Source organism: Falsiroseomonas oryziterrae (assembly GCF_021864505.1).
Lineage (GTDB): Bacteria > Pseudomonadota > Alphaproteobacteria > Acetobacterales > Acetobacteraceae > Falsiroseomonas > Falsiroseomonas oryziterrae.
Map to the genome: position 1 here is coordinate 13,085 of NZ_JAKJIB010000018.1, position 14,807 is coordinate 27,891.

At 68.7% G+C, this 14,807-nt stretch carries 12 protein-coding genes; 10 read left to right on the forward strand and 2 right to left on the reverse strand.

Translation table 11 applies throughout. The features are described from left to right. Both L2I40_RS03380 and L2I40_RS03385 read left to right on the forward strand, forming a co-directional pair. Positions 1-717, forward strand: a complete 717-nt coding sequence (locus L2I40_RS03380) for a heme-copper oxidase subunit III family protein (RefSeq protein ID WP_237213456.1) — start codon at positions 1-3, stop codon at positions 715-717. A 10-nt stretch (positions 718-727) separates the two neighbouring features. Further along, positions 728-1,075, forward strand: a complete 348-nt coding sequence (locus tag L2I40_RS03385) for a cytochrome C oxidase subunit IV family protein (protein WP_237213457.1) — start codon at positions 728-730, stop codon at positions 1,073-1,075. A 168-nt stretch (positions 1,076-1,243) separates the two neighbouring features. Here L2I40_RS03385 and L2I40_RS03390 read toward each other — a convergent pair whose 3' ends face one another. Together L2I40_RS03390 and L2I40_RS03395 are read right to left on the reverse strand one after the other, a co-directional pair. Then, positions 1,244-2,041 (reverse strand): DUF2189 domain-containing protein, encoded by a 798-nt coding sequence (locus tag L2I40_RS03390; protein ID WP_237213458.1) that lies wholly within the window; start codon positions 2,039-2,041, stop codon positions 1,244-1,246. A 646-nt stretch (positions 2,042-2,687) separates the two neighbouring features. After that, complete coding sequence (locus tag L2I40_RS03395) at positions 2,688-3,404, reverse strand: cyclic nucleotide-binding domain-containing protein (RefSeq protein WP_237213459.1); 717 nt, start codon at positions 3,402-3,404, stop codon at positions 2,688-2,690. A 222-nt stretch (positions 3,405-3,626) separates the two neighbouring features. Here L2I40_RS03395 and L2I40_RS03400 point away from each other — a divergent pair, with 222 nt between their 5' ends. The 8 genes from L2I40_RS03400 to L2I40_RS03435 form a co-directional block, all read left to right on the forward strand. Then, positions 3,627-6,374, forward strand: a complete 2,748-nt coding sequence (locus L2I40_RS03400) for a nitrate/nitrite transporter (protein ID WP_237213460.1) — start codon at positions 3,627-3,629, stop codon at positions 6,372-6,374. Positions 6,375-6,393: 19 nt separating this feature from the next. Further along, on the forward strand, positions 6,394-10,128 hold the full coding sequence (locus L2I40_RS03405) for a nitrate reductase subunit alpha (protein ID WP_237213461.1): 3,735 nt from the start codon (positions 6,394-6,396) through the stop codon (positions 10,126-10,128). Between the two features lie 28 nt (positions 10,129-10,156). Next, positions 10,157-11,731, forward strand: a complete 1,575-nt coding sequence (gene narH / locus L2I40_RS03410) for a nitrate reductase subunit beta (RefSeq protein WP_237213462.1) — start codon at positions 10,157-10,159, stop codon at positions 11,729-11,731. Next, positions 11,728-12,435, forward strand: a complete 708-nt coding sequence (gene narJ / locus L2I40_RS03415; RefSeq protein ID WP_237213463.1) for a nitrate reductase molybdenum cofactor assembly chaperone — start codon at positions 11,728-11,730, stop codon at positions 12,433-12,435. Before narH ends, narJ begins: the two co-directional genes overlap by 4 nt. Positions 12,436-12,447: 12 nt before the next feature. Continuing rightward, a complete protein-coding gene (narI, locus tag L2I40_RS03420) occupies positions 12,448-13,245 on the forward strand; it encodes a respiratory nitrate reductase subunit gamma (RefSeq protein ID WP_237213464.1) in 798 nt (265 codons plus the stop codon). Between the two features lie 5 nt (positions 13,246-13,250). Continuing rightward, positions 13,251-14,096, forward strand: a complete 846-nt coding sequence (locus L2I40_RS03425; RefSeq protein WP_237213465.1) for a peptidylprolyl isomerase — start codon at positions 13,251-13,253, stop codon at positions 14,094-14,096. Positions 14,097-14,108: 12 nt separating this feature from the next. Continuing rightward, a complete protein-coding gene (locus L2I40_RS03430) occupies positions 14,109-14,615 on the forward strand; it encodes a hemerythrin domain-containing protein (RefSeq protein ID WP_237213466.1) in 507 nt (168 codons plus the stop codon). Between the two features lie 11 nt (positions 14,616-14,626). Beyond that, the coding region (locus tag L2I40_RS03435; RefSeq protein WP_237213467.1) for a hypothetical protein at positions 14,627-14,807 on the forward strand (181 nt) is incomplete at its 3' end.

Genomic DNA, 14,807 nt, shown 5'->3' on the forward strand with positions numbered 1-14,807 from the left:
ATGGACACCGCACCGCTGCACGCCCCCGACGCCGTCCGGCCCGCGGGCTGGCACGGCGTCGTCGCCGATTGGTCTTCCGACCAGCGCTCGTTCAAGGGCGCCTCCTGGGGGAAGGTCATGATGTGGATCTTCCTGCTGAGCGACACCTTCATCTTCGGCTGCTTCCTGCTGAGCTACATGTCGGTGCGGATGTCGACCACTGTGCCCTGGCCGAACCCGAGCGAAGTCTTCGCGCTCGAGATCGCCGGCACGAACTTCCCTCTGATCCTGATCGCGATCATGACCTTCGTTCTGATCAGCAGCAGCGGCACCATGGCGATGGCGGTGAACTGCGCCTACCGGCGGGATCGCGGGAAGACGACGGCGCTGATGCTGCTGACGGCGGTGTTCGGCGCGACCTTCGTCGGCATGCAGGCCTTCGAATGGTCGAAGCTGATCCACGAAGGGGTGCGGCCCTGGGAGAACCCGTGGGGCGCGCCGCAGTTCGGCGCGGCCTTCTTCACCATCACAGGCTTCCACGGCACGCATGTGACGATCGGCGTCATCATGCTGCTGATCGTCGCGCGCAAGGTCTGGCGGGGCGACTTCGATCACGAGAGGCCAGGTGGGCTCACGGGCCGCAGGGGCCGCTACGAGATGGTCGAGATCGCGGGCCTCTACTGGCACTTCGTGGACCTCGTCTGGGTCTTCATCTTCGCGCTGTTCTATCTCTGGTGAGGAGGCGTCCATGGTGGAGGCGCAGGCAGGCACATCCCCGACCCACGAGGGCCAGCAGCACCCCATCCGGGTCTATCTCGTCGTGTGGGGCTGGCTCTTCGTCCTCAGCCTCTTCTCCTACCTAGTGGACTACTTCCACCTGCAGGGCATGCTGCGCTGGGGACTGATCCTGTTGTTCATGACGCTGAAGGCCGGGCTGATCGTCGCCGTCTTCATGCACATGGCGTGGGAGCGCCTGGCGCTCGCCTACGCCATCCTGCTGCCGCCGCTGGCCGTCCTCGTCTTCGCGGCGCTGATGGTCATCGAATCGGACTACACGCTGTGGATGCGTCAGACCTTCCTGGCCAGCGGAGGCTGACATGACGGCCCCTGACGCCGCAGCCGGAACGGAGAGAGCGGCATGACACCCGCCCCGCCCGGCCGTCGGCCCAGCAACCGCGCGATCCTCGGCCTCGGCCTCGGCCTCGCGCTTTGCGTCGTGGTTGCGCTCGTCCTGGCGTGGCTGCTGAGCGTGGTCTGAGGCCGGTCAGTCCGGCACGACCTTGCGGTAGAGATGCCAGGTCGCGTGCCCGAGCAGCGGCATCACCACGGCGAGGCCGACGAACACCGGCAGGCAACCCAGGAGCAGCAGCCCCGCGACGATCAGGCCCCAGACGGCCATGGTCGACGGATTCGCCGTCACGGCGCGCACCGAGGTCCGGACGGCCGTCGCCAGGCTGACGTTGCGGTCGAGCAGCAGCGGGAAGGAGACCACCGTGAGCGTGAGAACCAGCGCCGCGAACAGGAAGCCGACCGCGTTGCCGAGCAGGATGAGGTTCCAGCCTTCCCGCGTGCCGAGGACCTGGCGCGCGAAGTCGTCCACCGAGCCCGGGATGGGCAGGCGGCTCATCGTCATCTGGTAGATCGCCTGGGCGGCGAACAGCCAGGCCACGAAGATCACGCAGAGCAGCAGGCCGAGCGCCACGATGGAGCCGAGCGCCGGGGAGCGCAGGACCCCAAAGGCGTGCACCCACGAGACGTCACGCCCCTGCTCGCGCCGGCGACTGAGTTCGTAGATGCCGAGCGCGGCAACGGGCCCCATCAGCGAGAGCCCGGCCACCATCGGGTAGAAGAGCGGCATCAGGCTGCCGCCGGCGGCGGCCCGCGCCGCGATCAGGCCGATGATCGGATAGATGACGCCCAGGAAGACGAGCTGGGTCGGCGTGGCCATGAAGTCCGCGTAGCCGCGGACGAGCGAGTCGCGCAGGTCTGCCAAGCCGATACTGCGCACGGCTGGCTCGTCGTGGCCCGCCAGCACGCCCTTCGATGTGAAAGCCTTCACCATGGTGCTGCCTCTCCGATCAAGCGGGGGCATGGGCAGCCGCCCGCAACCGAGCAGGAGGGCGATCTGGCCGCCAGGGCACCGCGGGAGGAGGTGCAGCCAGTGCTCCTGCCGGCTTCCGGTCGGACCTCATTGCCGGGGTTCACCCTAGCACCGCGGAGCCGGCCGCGAACGCGCATCGCCGTGAACCGCGCTGGCTGGCCCGCGAGAGGCCGGGCCTGACGCGCTGCGGCGGGGCGGTGGGGCCAGGCCAGCGCCGCCTTGACGTTTGACCTGGGTCGGACCGAGTGGCAGCTGCAGATTCACAACGCAACCGCGCATTTCGCCGGCAAGCGAACCTAGCCGGGTCGTTGCAACGACGAAGCCATCAGTATCTCATCGTGGTAGTCGCAACCGACCTTCAAGGCGCGCCGTTCCAAGCCATACGCCGTGAACCCGGCAGGCTGTTAGAGGCGAATGGCGGCTGTATTGGTTGCCCACGGTGAGCCTGACTTCGTCGACGCGCTGCGTGGCGTGCGCAATCACGCGCTCCAACCGGGCTCCGCCGAGCGCTCGTCCCCTGACGACCGCGCGCAATCCGCTGGCTGCGCGCTTGGCCGGACTTGCGGGCCGGCGGGAGGTGCCGCAGGCCACCGACCGTCCGCTCCGCCTAACGCGGGCAGGCCGCCCGTTGGCGCCCGCGAGGCGCATCTGGGCGACCGAGGAGGGCGCTGCGGTCGGACACGGTTGGGCCGCCCGGCGTGCGCCGCAACCTGCCGCTGCTTTCCAGCGCCGCAAGGGTGCGGGAGAGAGTCTCCGGCGTCATGCCGAGACGCGCCGCGATCGCCGAGCGAGGCTCCGGAAGAGACGCGCAACCCGCCCCCGCTTCCTCGGAGATACGCCGCGCCAGGAACCGACCGACGCGCACCTCGACGCTGTTCAGCTTGAGATCCACGACCTGATCAACCATCAGGCGCCAATGGCGGGACAGCAGCTCGTTGCAGGCACGGCTGAGCTCGAAGGAGCGCTGCAGGTTGTCGCGGAAATGTTCAGCCGGAATCATGAGCACACGTATCTCGGTCAGGGCGACCGCCGACGCCAGGTAGGGCAGCCTCAGAATGACGGCCGGGGTGAGGAAGACCTCGCCCGCGCCGAAGATCTCGACGACGGTCGTGCCGCCGCCTTCGCCCTTCGCCTGCAGCCCGACGCTACCCTCGAGCAGGAGGTGCAGGAACTCGGGATCCTCCCCCTGTTCGAACAGCACCGTGCCCTTGGGCAGCAGTTGCGTGAAACTTGGCCGCAGCAACTCGGCCATCGCGGCGGCACCCGCCGCCTGGAAGAACGGGGCACGCTCGATCATCGCGTAGCTCGTTTCGCGCTTGCTCATCGCGGCCTCGCTTCCATCGCAGATTCGTGTAGCGGACCGGGCCGCGCCGTCTCATTGACCTGGATCAAGACGTACCAGCGCCCTGGTCAACGGCCCGGCTGACGGAGATCGCCAATCTCCGAATATTCAACGGCTGCGGGGCCGGAAGCTTGATCTCGCGCAACCCCTCGGGCCCGCCTAGGTCGCTTTCTTGCGCCACTCCCGCTGGAACCGGAGATGGGCATGAGCGGCGCATCGATCTCAGCAGAGCCTGGAGCGCAATCACGCGCCCTCTGGCTCTCCACCATCGCCTTCACGGTCTGCTTCGCCGTCTGGACGATCTTCTCGATCATCGGCGTGCAGATCAAAAAGGACCTCGGGCTGACCGACACGCAGTTCGGCCTGCTGGTCGGCACGCCGATCCTGACCGGCAGCCTGATCCGCCTCATCCTCGGCATCTGGGCCGACCAGTATGGCGGACGCATCGTCTATGCCGGCGTGATGGTGGCGGCGGCGATCGCGACCTTCCTGCTCACCTTCGCCTACGACTATCCGACCTTCCTGCTTGCGGCGCTCGGCGTCGGCATCGCCGGCGGCTCCTTCGCCGTCGGCATCGCTTATGTCTCGAAGTGGTATCCGAAGGAGAAGCAGGGCACCGCACTCGGCATCTTCGGCGCGGGAAATGTCGGCGCAGCGGTGACGAAGTTCCTCGCGCCCGTCGTCATGGTCGCCTTCGGATGGCAGATGGTCGCACAGCTCTGGGCCGTCGGCCTGCTGGTCATGGCCGTGGTGTTCTGGTTCGGCACAAAGGACGACCCGTCCCTCGCCGCCCGACGTGCATCCGGCGCGAAGCCAGAGCCGATGTCGGCGCTGCTCGAGCCGCTGAAGAACGTGCAGGTCTGGCGCTTCAGCCTCTACTACTTCTTCGTCTTCGGCGCCTTCGTAGCGTTGGCGCTCTGGCTGCCGCGCTACATCATCGACGCCTACGGCTTCGACATCGCCACCGCCGGCATAATCGGCGCGGCCTATTCCGTGCCAGCCTCCATCTTCCGTGCCTATGGCGGCGTGCTGTCGGACAAGTACGGCGCGCGGCGCATCATGTACTGGACGCTGGGCGTCTCCGTCGTCGTCAGCTTCATCCTCTCCTACCCGCCGACCACCTACGTGATGGACGGCATCAAGGGGCCGATCGAGTTCCGCCTCGCGACCGGCGTCGGCGCCTTCATCGTGCTGGTCTTCGTGCTGGGCTTCTTCATGAGCCTCGGGAAGGCGGCGGTCTACAAGCACATCCCCGTCTACTACCCGAACCGGGTCGGACCGGTGGGCGGCATCGTGGGCCTGATCGGCGGCCTTGGCGGGTTCATCCTGCCGATCGTCTTCGGACTGCTGAACGACCTCACGGGCATCCGCCAGTCCTGCTTCATGCTGCTGTTCGCGATCAGCACCGCCGCGCTGGTGTGGATGCACCTCGCTATCCTGCGCATGGAGCGCGAGGCGGCCGCGCCTGCCCTCGCAGCTTTGCCTGAACTGCCGGAGATGCAGCCGATCCACGGCCCGGCGCAGGCCGGCGCCCTGCGGGGCCGGGCGATCGAGGATTGGCGCCCGGAGGATCCCGTCTTCTGGGAGGAGAAGGGCCGCGCGATCGCGAGGCGCAATCTCTGGGTCTCGATACCCTGTCTGCTGCTGGCCTTCGCGGTCTGGATGGTCTGGTCCGTCGTCGTCGCCAAGCTGCCGCAGGTGGGCTTCGCCTTCACGACCGACCAGCTTTTCTGGCTGGCGGCGTTGCCCGGGCTGTCCGGCGCGACACTGCGGATCTTCTACTCCTTCATGCCGCCGATCTTCGGCGGCAGGCTGTGGACCACGCTGGCAACCTGGTCGCTGATCATCCCAGCGCTCGGCATCGGCTTCGCGGTGCAGAACCCGGCGACGCCCTACTGGATCTTCATGGCGCTCGCGCTGCTCTGCGGCTTCGGCGGCGGCAACTTCGCCTCGTCGATGGCGAACATCTCCTTCTTCTTTCCGAAGCGGGAGAAGGGCAACGCTCTCGCGCTCAACGCAGGCCTCGGCAATCTCGGTGTCAGCGTGGTGCAGCTCGTCGTGCCGCTGGTGATCACCGCCGGCGTCTTCGGCGCCTTCGGCGGCGATCCGCAGACCGCGCGTATCGGCCAGGCTGAGGCAAGCCTCTGGCTGCAGAATGCGGGCTTCGTCTGGGTGCCGTTCATCGCGGCGGCGGCCTTCGCGGCATGGTTCCGCATGGACGACCTGGCCACCATGAAGGCGTCCTTCGCGGATCAGGCTGTCATCTTCCAGCGGAAGCACAACTGGATCATGTGCTTCCTCTATACCGGCACCTTCGGATCCTTCATCGGCTACTCGGCCGGCTTCCCGCTGCTGGCCCGCACGCAGTTCCCTGGCGTGGACGCGCTGCAGTTCGTCTTCCTCGGGCCGCTTGTCGGCGCGCTCTCCCGCTCGCTGACGGGGTGGGTGTCGGACCGCTGGGGCGGCGGGCGCGTGACCTTCTGGGTCTTCGCTGCGATGGCGCTCGGCGTCTACGGCGTGATCCACTTCATCGGCATCAAGGACCAGCCCGGCGCCTTCTGGGGCTTCTTCGGGTCCTTCATGTTTCTCTTCTTCGCCAGCGGCGTCGGCAACGCCTCCACCTTCCAGATGATCCCCGCGATCATGGGCAAGGACATGGGACGGTTGATGCCGCAGGCGGACGCTGCGACGCGGCGCCTGCAGGCGGAGAAGGAGAGCGCCGCGATCATCGGCTTCACCTCCGCGATCGCCGCCTATGGCGCCTTCTTCATCCCCAAGAGCTACGGCACCTCGATCGCCATGACCGGCGGACCGGTCGCAGCGCTCTGGACCTTCTTCGTCTTCTATCTGCTCTGCATCGGCGTGACGTGGTGGGTCTACACGCGCCGCGGCGGACTGCTGCACGACGTCGAGCGCAAGCCGCCCACCGCCGCAGCCATGCCTGCCGAATGACCGGGAAGGACAAGCACAGATGAGCCACTTCCTCGACCGCCTGACGTACTTCAAGAAGTACGCTGGCACCTTCGCGGGCGGCCACGGCGAGACCACGACCGAAAGCCGCGCCTGGGAGGACGCATACCGGTCGCGCTGGGCGCACGACAAGGTCGTACGCTCCACCCACGGCGCGAACTGCACCGGCTCCTGTTCCTGGAAGATCTACGTCAAGGGCGGGATCGTCACCTGGGAGACGCAGCAGACCGACTACCCCCGCACGCGCCCCGGCCTGCCAAACCACGAGCCGCGCGGCTGCTCGCGCGGCGCGTCCTACAGCTGGTACCTCTACAGCGCGAACCGGGTGAAATACCCGATGATCCGCAAGCGCCTCCTCAGGATGTGGCGCGAGGCGCGGGCGCAGCACGCCGATCCGGTCGCCGCGTGGAAGTCCATCCAGGCCGATCCCTTGAAGCGCCGCGAGTACCAGCAGGTGCGCGGCCAGGGCGGCTTCGTCCGCGCCGGCTGGGACGAGGCGGAGGAGATCATCGCTGCCGCCAACATCCACACCGCGAAGCAGCACGGTCCCGACCGCATCATCGGCTTCTCGCCGATTCCGGCGATGAGCATGGTGAGCTACGCCGCGGGCAGCCGATATCTCTCGCTGATCGGCGGCGCCTGCATGTCCTTCTACGACTGGTACTGCGACCTGCCTCCATCCTCGCCGCAGACCTGGGGCGAGCAGACGGACGTGCCGGAGAGTGCCGACTGGTACAACGCCGGCTTCATCATGATGTGGGGCTCCAACGTGCCGCAGACGCGCACGCCGGACGCCCACTTCATGGCTGAGGCGCGTTACCGCGGCACCAAGGTGGTGACGGTCACGCCGGACTATTCCGAGGCGTCGAAGTTCGCCGACCTGTGGCTGCACCCGAAGCAGGGCACGGATGCGGCGCTCGCGCTCGCCATGGGCCACGTCATCCTCAGCGAATGGCACGCCAGGGGCCGCGGCGACTACTTCCTCGACTACTGCCGCACCTATTCCGACATGCCGATGCTGGTGTTGCTGACCGAGCGGGATGGGCGCCTGGTGCCGGATCGGCAGTTGCGCGCGAGCGACCTGCCCGACAACGCCGGCGAGCAGAACAACCCCGACTGGAAGACGGTCGCGATCGACGACGCGACGGGCGCGCCCTACGTCCCCACCGGCTCGGTCGGCTTCCGCTGGGGCGAGCAGGGCAAATGGAACCTGGAGGGCCGGGACGCCCGCACGCTGGAAGCGGTGACGCCGCGCCTGTCGCTCGCGGGCGGCGGGACCGCGGCTGTCGCGTTTCCCTACTTCGGCGACGGCGCCCCCGAATTCTTCAATCCGACCCGGCTCGGCGACACAGTCACGCGGGAGGTGCCTGTCGCCACCGTGACGCTGGCTGACGGCAGCGTGGCCCGCGTCGCGACCGTCTACGACCTGTTCTTGGCGAACTACGGCGTCGCACGCAACGGCACCCCCAACTACGATGCGATGGCGCCCTACACCCCGGCCTGGGCGGAGGCGGTCTGCGGCGTACCGCGCGCGCAGATCGTCGCCGTCGCGCGGGAATTCGCGGACAACGCCGAGAAGACGCGCGGCAAGTCCATGGTGATCCTCGGAGCGGCGCTGAACCACTGGTACCACTCCGACATGAACTACCGCGGCATCATCAACCTGCTGGTGATGTGCGGCTGCATCGGCCAGTCGGGCGGCGGCTGGGCGCATTATGTGGGCCAGGAGAAGCTGCGGCCGCAATCGGGCTGGATCCCGGTCGCCTTTGCCACCGACTGGGCGCGGCCGCCGCGGCAGCAGAACAGCACCTCCTTCTGGTACGCGCACACCGACCAGTGGCGCTACGAGACGGTGCAGGTGAAGGACCTGCTCTCGCCGACGGCACCGAAGCCGCTGACCGGGGCACTGATCGACTTCAACATTCGTGCCGAGCGCATGGGCTGGCTGCCTTCGGCGCCGCAACTCGCGCGCAACCCACTGACGATCGCCGCGGAGGCCGAGGCTGCGGGCATGCAGGTGCCGGCCTACGTCGCGCAGTCCCTGAAGTCCGGCACGCTGGAGATGTCCTGCGAGGACCCGGACCATCCCGCCAACTGGCCACGCAACCTCTTCGTCTGGCGCTCCAACCTGCTCGGCTCCTCGGGCAAGGGGCACGAGTACTTCCTCAAGCACCTGCTCGGCACGCAGCACGGCGTGCAGGGCAAGGACCTCGGCGAGCAGGGCGCGCTCAAGCCCGATGAGGCCGCGTGGCATGACGAGGCGCCACGGGGCAAGCTGGACCTGCTGGTGACGCTCGACTTCCGGATGAGCACCACCTGCATGTACTCGGACATCGTGCTGCCGACGGCCACCTGGTACGAGAAGCACGACCTCAACACCTCCGACATGCACCCCTTCATCCACCCGCTCTCCGCAGCGGTGGACCCAGCCTGGGAGAGCCGCACCGACTGGGCGATCTTCCGGGGGATCGCGAAGCGCTTCTCCGCGCTCAGCCGAGGGCATCTGGGCAAGGAGCGCGACGTCGTCCTGACGCCCCTGATGCACGACAGCCCGGCCGAGCTCGGCCAGACGCACCGGGTACGAGACTGGAAGAAGGGCGAGGTAGAGCCGATCCCCGGCAAGACCATGCCGATCGTCACCGTGGTGGAACGCGACTATCCCAACACCTTCGCCCGCTTCACGGCGCTCGGCCCGCTGATGGAGAAGCTTGGCAACAACGGCAAGGGCATGGCGTGGAAGACCGATCACGAGGTCGGCTTCCTGCGCCACCTGAACGGCGAGGTCGAGGTGCCGGGCGTCGAGGGCAAGCTGGCGCGCATGGACACCGACATCGACGCCTGCGAGACACTGATGCACCTCGCGCCCGAAACCAATGGCCATGTCGCCGTGAAGGCGTGGGAGGCGCTGGGCAGGGCCACCGGCCGCGACCACCGGCACCTCGCCTTGTCGAAGGAGCACGAGGCGATCCGCTTCCGCGACGTGCAGGCGCAGCCGCGCAAGATCATCTCCTCGCCGATCTGGTCAGGGCTCGAGAGCGAGGAGGTCTGCTACAACGCAGGCTATACGAACGTCCACGAGTTGATCCCCTGGCGCACGCTGAGCGGGCGGCAGCAGCTCTACCAGGACCATCCCTGGATGCTCGCCTTCGGCGAGGCGCTCTGCCTCTACCGTCCGCCGGTGGATCTCCGTGCGCACCAGGCACTGCACAACGCGAAGCCCAACGGCCACCCCGAACTGGCGCTCAACTTCATCACGCCGCACCAGAAATGGGGCATCCACAGCGTCTACACGGACAACCTGCTCATGCTGACGCTCTCGCGCGGCGGCCCGATCGTCTGGATCAGCGAGACCGACGCCGAGGCGATGGGCGTCGAGGACAATGACTGGGTGGAGGCGTTCAATGCGAACGGCGCGCTCTGCGCGCGAGCCGTCGTCAGCCAGCGCGTCCCGAAGGGGATGATCATGATGTACCACGCGCAGGAGAAGATCGTGAACGTGCCGGGCAGCGAGATCACGCATGCCCGCGGCGGCATCCACAACTCCGTCACGCGCGCCACGATCAAGCCGACGCACATGATCGGCGGCTACGCCCAGCAGAGTTACGGCTTCAACTACTACGGCACGATCGGCACCAACCGCGACGAGTTCGTGGTGGTGCGCAAGATGGCCAACGTCGAGTGGCTGGATGGCCCACGGATCACCCCGCAGGCGTCGGACCTGCGGGCGGCCGAGTGAAGCGCGGCACGGGACGGGAGATCAGGCCATGAAGATCCGCGCGCAGATCGCGATGGTGCTCAACCTCGACAAGTGCATCGGCTGCCACACCTGCTCCGTCACCTGCAAGCAGGTCTGGACCAGCCGCGAAGGCGTCGAGTACGCCTGGTTCAACAACGTCGAGACCAAGCCCGGCATCGGCTACCCGAAGGACTGGGAGAACCAGGACCGCTGGAAGGGCGGCTGGACACGCAAGCGCAACGGCACGCTGCAGCCCAGGATCGGCGCGAAGTGGCGCATCCTCGCCAACATCTTCGCCAATCCGAACCTGCCGGAGATCGACGACTACTACGAGCCCTTCACCTTCGACTACACGCACCTGCAGACCGCGCCTGAGAGCGAGACGATGCCGGTCGCCCGGCCCGTCAGCCTGCTGACGGGCGAGCGAATGGAGATCAAGTGGGGCCCGAACTGGGAGGAGATCCTCGGCACCGAGTTCCGCAAGCGCAGCGCGGACCGCAACTTCGAGGGCATCCAGAAGAAGATCTACGGCGAGTTCGAGAAGACCTTCATGTTCTACCTGCCGCGGCTGTGCGAGCACTGCCTCAACCCGGCCTGCGTCGCCTCCTGCCCCTCGGGCTCGATCTACAAGCGCGAGGAGGACGGCATCGTCCTGATCGACCAGGAGAAGTGCCGCGGCTGGCGGATGTGCGTCTCCGCCTGCCCCTACAAGAAGATCTACTACAACTGGCAGTCCGGTAAGGCGGAGAAGTGCATCTTCTGCTACCCGCGGATCGAGGCCGGCGAGCCGACGGTGTGCTCGGAGACCTGCGTCGGCCGCATCCGCTATCTCGGCGTGATGCTCTACGACGCCGACCGCATCGCGCAGGCGGCGGCGACCGAGAACGAGCAGCACCTCTACCAGGAACAGCTCGACCTCTTCCTCGATCCGGAGGATCCGCAGGTCATCGCCCAGGCCCGCGCCGACGGCGTGCCGGAAGCCTGGCTCGAGGCGGCGCGCCGCAGCCCGGTCTACCGCATGGCAATCGACTGGAAGATCGCCTTCCCGCTGCACCCCGAGTACCGCACGCTGCCGATGGTCTGGTACGTGCCGCCGCTCTCGCCCGTGCAGGCGGCCGCCGAGGCCGGGCATGTCGGCTGGAAGGATGGCCTGCCCGACGTCGAGAGCCTGCGTATCCCGGTGAAGTACCTCGCCAACCTGCTGACCGCAGGCGCCGAGGCGCCGGTGATCAGCGCGCTCCAGCGGATGATGGCGATGCGCATGCACATGCGGGCGCGCACCGTGGAGAGCCGAGACGACACCGCGATCCTGGCGCGCGTCGGGATGACGGCGTCGCAGGTGGAGGCGATGTACCAGACGCTGGCCATCGCCAACTACGAGGACCGCTACGTCATCCCCTCGACGCACCGCGAGTACGCGGAGAACGCCTTCGACCTGAAGTCGTCCTGTGGCTTCAGCTTCGGCCAGGGCTGCTACGACGGGCGCACCGTCGGCAACCTCTTCAGCGCGACCGGCCCCTCCGCCGGGCGCATGGCGCCGCCCGCGATCCGCGAGGCGAATGAGGCCGCGGCGGCCGCCGCTGCGCAGGAGACCGGCCGATGAACCGCCGCCTCGCCATCCTCTCGATCCTGCTGCGCTACCCGGACCCGGCGCTTCGGGCCAACCTCCCGGAGATCGGACGCGCGATCCCGACCGCCGGCTTCCGCGCAGACCTCGCGCCGCGCCTCGCGCGGCTCGTCCGCCGTCTCGGTCTCGGCGACGGACTCGATCGCGAGGAGGCCTATGTGCGCCTCTTCGACCGCGGCCGCGAGACCAGCCTGCACCTGTTCGAGCATGTCCATGGCGACACCCGCAACCGCGGCCCTGCGATGATCGAGCTTGCACAGGTCTACGAGCATGCCGGCTTCGCGATGGACGCGCGCGAGCTGCCCGACTTCCTGCCGCTCTTCCTCGAGTTCTGCGCGCATGCGCCGCCAGACGTGACGGCGAACCTCCTCGGGCAGTGCGCGCCGATCCTCGACGGCCTGCATGCGAAGCTGCTCGGCCGCGGCAGCGCCGATGCACGCGCCTATGCCGCGGTGCTCGCCGCCGCGCTCGCCGAGGCCGGGCTTCGCCCCACGCAGCAGCCGACGGCCGCGCAGGAACGGAGCGACGCCGAGGAGTTCGCCGAGCTCGACGCTGCCTGGGAGGCCGAGCCAGTCGTCTTCGGCCCCGAGTCCGACCCCGACAAGCAAGGCGCCCGCGCGAAGGTGGGCGCCATGATCGACCGCCTGCGCGCGCTGCGCGCCAGCCACGCCATCCGTTGAAGGAGGGACGCCATGTCCGTCGTCTGGACCGGCTTCGCCGACTACCTCCACGATTTCCTGTTCGGAATCTACCCCTACATCTGCATGGGCGTGTTCGTGATCGGCTCGCTCATCCGCTTCGACCGCGACCAGTACACCTGGCGCTCCGGCTCGTCGCAGATGCTGCGTGCGCGGCAGCTGCGCTGGGGCTCGAACCTCTTCCACTACAGCATCCTGTTCCTGTTCTTCGGCCACTTCTTCGGGCTGCTGACGCCGCATTGGGCCTATGAATGGGCGATCGCGCCGGCCGACAAGCAGCTCGTGGCGGTGGCCGCGGGCGGTATCGCCGGCGCCGTCTGCTTCGTCGGCCTGTCGCTGCTGCTGCACCGGCGGCTCTACGATGCGCGCATCCGCCGCACCTCCACCTATGCGGACACCTTCATCCTGTTGCTCCTCTGGGTGCAGCTCACCCTCGGCCTCGTCACGCTGCCCTTCTCGCTCGGTCACAGCGATGGCGTGGCGATGCTCAAGCTGTCTGGCTGGGCGCAGGCGATCGTCACCTTGCAGGGCGGTGCAGCGGATCTCATTCGAGGACTCGACTTCCCCTATCTCGCGCACTTGGTGCTCGGCATGACGCTGTTCCTCGTCACGCCGTTCACGCGCCTCGTGCACATCTTCTCCGCGCCGGTCTGGTACCTGTTCCGTTCGTGGCAGATCGTGCGCGTGCGCGGCGGTTCGACCGCGCGACCTGGCCCCGTGCAGCGCCCAGGCCTCGCCCCCGTCCCGGCGCCAGCCCTGGCGGACCAGCGCCCACGCGTTCCGGCGGAGTGAGGGCCATGGCCATCCACGTCCATCCGCGTCCCGCGCCCCCGACGCCTGCGCCGAAGGCGCAGGGGCCCACGCTGCCCGAGCACGACATCGTCGTGAACGGCAGCGTCATCACCGCGCACGATGTCGCCGCCGAGATGCAGCATCACCCCGCTGACAGCGCCGGCGCGGCATGGGAGGCGGCCGCGCGCGCGCTGGTCGTGCGTCGCCTGCTGCTCGACGCGGCGGCCGAGGCCGGCACCGCCGCGGCCAGCGAGGCGGAGGAGGACGCGGCGATCTCAGCGCTCCTTGCCGCGGAGATCCGCATCCCGACACCGGACGAGGCAGCCTGCCGCCGCTGGTTCGCCGCCCACCCGGAGCGCTTCGGCCGGCCGGAAGGCTGGGAGGCTAGCCACATCCTGATCGCCGCCGATCCGGAGGTGCCGGGGGAGCGCGCCGCCGCCGAGGCACGGGCGCGCGACCTGCTCGCGCAGGTCACGGCGGCGCCGTGGCGCCTGGCGGAGCTCGCGCGGCGCCACTCGGACTGTCCGTCGCGGGAAGATGGCGGCGACCTCGGGCGCATCCCTCGCGGCTCCACAGTGCCGGAATTCGAGGCGGCGCTCGCCGGTGCCGCGGCCGGCGGGCTCCTCCCCGAACCCGTGCCCACGCGGTACGGGCTGCACGTCGTGCAGGTGCATCGCCACCTGCCGGCGCGCTCGGTGGCCTTCGAGGACGTTGCCGACGACGTCGCCCGCGACCTCGTCCGCGCCTCCTGGGAGGCGGCGGCGCGGCAGTATCTCGCCGTGCTGGGCTCCCGCGCGAAGATCGAGGGCTACGCCTTCGACGGCGCCGCCTCCGGCCCCCTCGTGCAGTAGCGGGAGGATGCGATGGACGCGGTCGAGGCGGAGGTGGGCGGCCTCGGGTCCGACCTCCTCGCTGATCCCTGCGCCTTCCTGGCCGCCGAGCATGGTCGCCAGCGCGCGCTGCTCGGCCATCTGGAGCGCCTGGCGCGGCACGCGCACGGGGCCGCCCAGCCTGCGATCGCCAAGGCGCTCGTCGCCTGGCTCGCCTGCGAGCTGCCGATGCACCTGACCGACGAGGCCGACAGCCTCCTGCCGCGCCTGGCCGGCGCCGCGCCTGCACTCGTGGTCCGGCTCGAGGCGGAGGACCTCGCGTTGCGCGATCTCCGCCAGAAGGTCCGGGATGCCCTGGCACCGATCGCCGCGGGCCACGCAGCGCCGGACGGCTTCGCTGCGACGGCCCTGGCCTTCGCGCAGCTCTACCGCCATCGCCTGACCACCGAGGAGGAGGAGGTCCTGCCAATCGCGCGCCGCGTTCTGGACGCGACGGCATGTGACGCCATCGCCGCCGAGATGCGGCAACGTCGGAACTGAGGGAGGGCACCATGCCCGATGGATCCCGCGTGTGCGGCTGCGACGAGCAGGACGGGTTGATCGCGCCCCGGGTCGCCGCCGGCGACGCGCCCGGCGCGGTGCTGGCGCCCGGCACACGCCTCGGCGCGCGGCACGCGGCGCTGATGGCCGCGCTCGGCGTGACGCGGGTGCATGTGCGGGACCGCCTGCGCA

Excerpts from the sequence above, each read along its gene's own strand:
- L2I40_RS03380 (WP_237213456.1), top strand. The coding sequence starts at position 1 with ATGGACACCGCACCGCTGCACGCCCCCGACGCCGTCCGGCCCGCGGGC.
- L2I40_RS03395 (WP_237213459.1), bottom strand. The coding sequence starts at position 3,404 with ATGAGCAAGCGCGAAACGAGCTACGCGATGATCGAGCGTGCCCCGTTC.
- L2I40_RS03400 (WP_237213460.1), top strand. The coding sequence starts at position 3,627 with ATGAGCGGCGCATCGATCTCAGCAGAGCCTGGAGCGCAATCACGCGCC.
- narI (WP_237213464.1), top strand. The coding sequence starts at position 12,448 with ATGTCCGTCGTCTGGACCGGCTTCGCCGACTACCTCCACGATTTCCTG.
- narJ (WP_237213463.1), top strand. The coding sequence starts at position 11,728 with ATGAACCGCCGCCTCGCCATCCTCTCGATCCTGCTGCGCTACCCGGAC.
- L2I40_RS03425 (WP_237213465.1), top strand. The coding sequence starts at position 13,251 with ATGGCCATCCACGTCCATCCGCGTCCCGCGCCCCCGACGCCTGCGCCG.
- narH (WP_237213462.1), top strand. The coding sequence starts at position 10,157 with ATGAAGATCCGCGCGCAGATCGCGATGGTGCTCAACCTCGACAAGTGC.
- L2I40_RS03385 (WP_237213457.1), top strand. The coding sequence starts at position 728 with ATGGTGGAGGCGCAGGCAGGCACATCCCCGACCCACGAGGGCCAGCAG.
- L2I40_RS03390 (WP_237213458.1), bottom strand. The coding sequence starts at position 2,041 with ATGGTGAAGGCTTTCACATCGAAGGGCGTGCTGGCGGGCCACGACGAG.
- L2I40_RS03430 (WP_237213466.1), top strand. The coding sequence starts at position 14,109 with ATGGACGCGGTCGAGGCGGAGGTGGGCGGCCTCGGGTCCGACCTCCTC.
- L2I40_RS03405 (WP_237213461.1), top strand. The coding sequence starts at position 6,394 with ATGAGCCACTTCCTCGACCGCCTGACGTACTTCAAGAAGTACGCTGGC.